The following is a 2,733-nucleotide window of genomic DNA, read 5'->3' as shown; positions in this document are numbered from 1 at the left end:
CCCGCCGCGGGGCCCCCCCCCCGGGCGGGGGGGCGCGCCGGCTGAACCGGCCGCAGCCCGGCGACACCCGAACCGAGCGGCCGGCCGCCCAGACCGATAGGCCGCCCGACCCACCAGAACCATCCGTCCCCGTCCCCACCCGCCCGGACCCTTTGCCGGGCATACCCTCTCGACCGCGAGTGTGTCGAGTAACGTCCAGAAAGAGGCACTCTTCGTGCGTACCACCACCAAGCTCACCGCCGCAGCCGCGGTCGCCGCCGCAGCCGCCATCGCCCTCAGCGCGTGCAGCGCGCCCTCCGACTCCAAGGACGACGGCGACAAGGACTCGCCGCTGATCGTCGCCGCGAGCCCGACGCCGCACGGCGACATCCTGAAGTTCGTCAAGGACAACCTGGCGGAGAAGGAGGGGCTGAAGCTGGAGGTGAAGGAGTTCAACGACTACATCCTCCCCAACACCGCCACCGAGAACGGTGAGGTGGGCGCGAACTTCTTCCAGCACAAGCCCTACCTGGACGAGTTCAACAAGAAGCACAAGACCCACATCGTGCCGGTCGTCAACGTCCAGATCGAGCCGCTCGGCCTCTACACGAAGAAGGGTAAGAAGCTCTCCGACCTGGGCCCCGGCAGCTCCATCGCACTGCCCAACGACGTCAGCAACGAGGGCCGCGCGCTCAAGCTGCTCGCCGACAACGGCCTGATCGTGCTGAAGGACGGCATCGGCAGCGACGCCACCCTCAAGGACATCAAGGACAAGAAGGGCATCGAGTTCACCGAGCTCGAAGCCCCGCAGATCCCCGCGCGCCTCAAGGACGTCGACGCCGCCGTCATCAACGGCAACTTCGCCATCGGCGCCAAGCTCAAGCCCGCCACGGACGCCCTCGCACTGGAGAAGGGCGAGGGCAACCCGTACGCCAACTTCCTCGCCGTCAAGGAGGGCAAGGAGGACGACCCGCGGGTCAAGAAGCTCGCCAAGCTGCTGAACACGCCCGAGGTCAAGAAGTTCATCGAGGACAAGTACGAGGGCGCCGTCATCCCGGCGTTCGGCGCCCCGACGAGCTGATCCACCCTCCGGCTCTCGACGGCCCCGCGCACCCCCCGGGCGTGCGCGGGGCCGTCGCGCATGGCACATTTACGGCCGCATGCTGCATGCTTGTGCACTCAGACGGCCCCGGGCACGTACACCTCTCCGCGTTGGAGCAGCGCATGACACGCACCTTTCCGGACGTATCGATCAGTACGGACCGGCTGGAGCTGCGCCCCTTGGAGCTGGCCGACGTCCCGCCGCTGACCGACATGATGAACGACGAACAGATCGTGGCCTGGACCTCGGTCGGCCACCCCTACACCGCCGACCGGGCCCGCGACTGGATCGTTCGGCGCGCCCCGCACGAACGCGTCCAGGGGCGCGGCATCGTCTTCGGCGTATCGGAGTTCCTCACCCAGCGCCTGGTCGGTGTCGTCACCCTCTTCCACACCGACTGGCGCACCCTGTCCACCGAGATCGCCTACGTCACCGCGCCCTGGGCGCGCGGCGAGGGGTACGCGAGCGAATCCGTCCTGGCCGTGGCCGACTGGCTGTTCCGGGCCCAGAAGTTCGAGCGCCTGGAACTGCGCACCGCCGCCGGCAACACCGCGGCCCAACAGGTCGCCCAGAAGGTCGGCTGCATCAGCGAGGGCGTGCTGCGCAACGCCTGGATAGCGCGGTCGCGCACCGAGGACGGCGGCTGGGCGGACATCCGTACCGACCTGATCGTGTGGAGCCTGCTGCCCGAGGACCTGGAAGGCGGCCCCGAGCAGTTCGCCGACGGCTCCGGGTACGCGCCGCTGCCGAGTTGGCGCTGAGCGGCCCGCACCGCCGGTCTGGACCACCCGGGGGTACGCTCACGGTGTTCCGCTCCGCAGCCCGGCCGCCGGCCGGCGCGCGGGGAACGTTCGTATGCGCCCGCCGGGTTTCCCGCGTTCTGCCCGCGTCACCCCGCCCATGCCCAGGGGCTTCGCCCGAGCCCCCGCGGGCGCCCGCGATCACAGCCCAGGAGACTGACGAGAGATGGCCGACCGCGTCACGGTGATCGGATGGGACGGCTCCCCCCTGACGGACGCGGCCCGCTCCGCGCTCGGCGCCGCCACCCTGGTCGCGGGCGCCGCCCACCACCTGGCCAGGCCCGAAGTGCCGCCCGCCGCCGAGCGCATCCGGCTCGGCAGCGTGGACCTCGCCGCCCGGCGCATCGCGGGGCACCGCGGCTCCGCCGTCGTACTGGCCGACGGCGACCCCGGCTTCTTCGGCGTCGTCCGGGCCCTGCGCGCGCCCGAGCACGGCCTTGAGGTGGAGGTGGTGCCCGCCGTCTCGGCCGTCGCCGCCGCCTTCGCCCGGGCGGGCATGCCCTGGGACGACGCCCAGGTGGTCAGCGCCCACAGCCGGGACCTGCGCCGGGCCGTCAACGTCTGCCGGGCGCACCCCAAGGTCGCCGTTCTCACCTCGCCGGGCGCGGGTCCCGCCGAACTGGCCCTGCTGCTCGGCCCCGTCCACCGCACCTTCGTCATCTGCGAGGCGCTCGGCACCGAGCAGGAGCGGATGACCGTACTGACCTCAGACAAGGTCGCCGACCACGTGTGGCGCGACCCCAACGTCGTCATCGTCATCGGCGGCGCGGGCCCCCTGCCCCCGCCGCGCGGCGCCCCCACCCGCCCTTGGCTAGCCCGCCGCGCGCCCGGCTATACGCCGCCCCATAGCGG

The 2,733-nt window shown here is 71.7% G+C and carries 3 protein-coding genes; all 3 read left to right on the top strand.

Going from position 1 to position 2,733, the window contains the following annotated elements; all coding sequences use genetic code 11:
- The first annotated feature begins 214 nt into the window (after positions 1–214).
- A complete protein-coding gene (locus AAHZ94_RS32260) occupies positions 215–1,060 on the top strand; it encodes a MetQ/NlpA family ABC transporter substrate-binding protein (protein WP_349997260.1) in 846 nt (281 codons plus the stop codon).
- Between the two features lie 143 nt (positions 1,061–1,203).
- Entirely contained in the window at positions 1,204–1,842 is a 639-nt protein-coding gene (locus AAHZ94_RS32255) for a GNAT family N-acetyltransferase (protein ID WP_349997259.1), read from the top strand.
- Positions 1,843–2,047: 205 nt separating this feature from the next.
- On the top strand, positions 2,048–2,733 hold a 686-nt coding region (gene cbiE, locus AAHZ94_RS32250; protein WP_349997258.1), incomplete at its 3' end, for a precorrin-6y C5,15-methyltransferase (decarboxylating) subunit CbiE.

Origin of the sequence: Streptomyces sp. HSW2009 (assembly GCF_040240285.1) — a bacterium.
In the GTDB taxonomy this organism is placed as follows: Bacteria; Actinomycetota; Actinomycetes; order Streptomycetales; family Streptomycetaceae; genus Streptomyces.
This window is presented reverse-complemented; position numbering and strand designations above follow the sequence as displayed.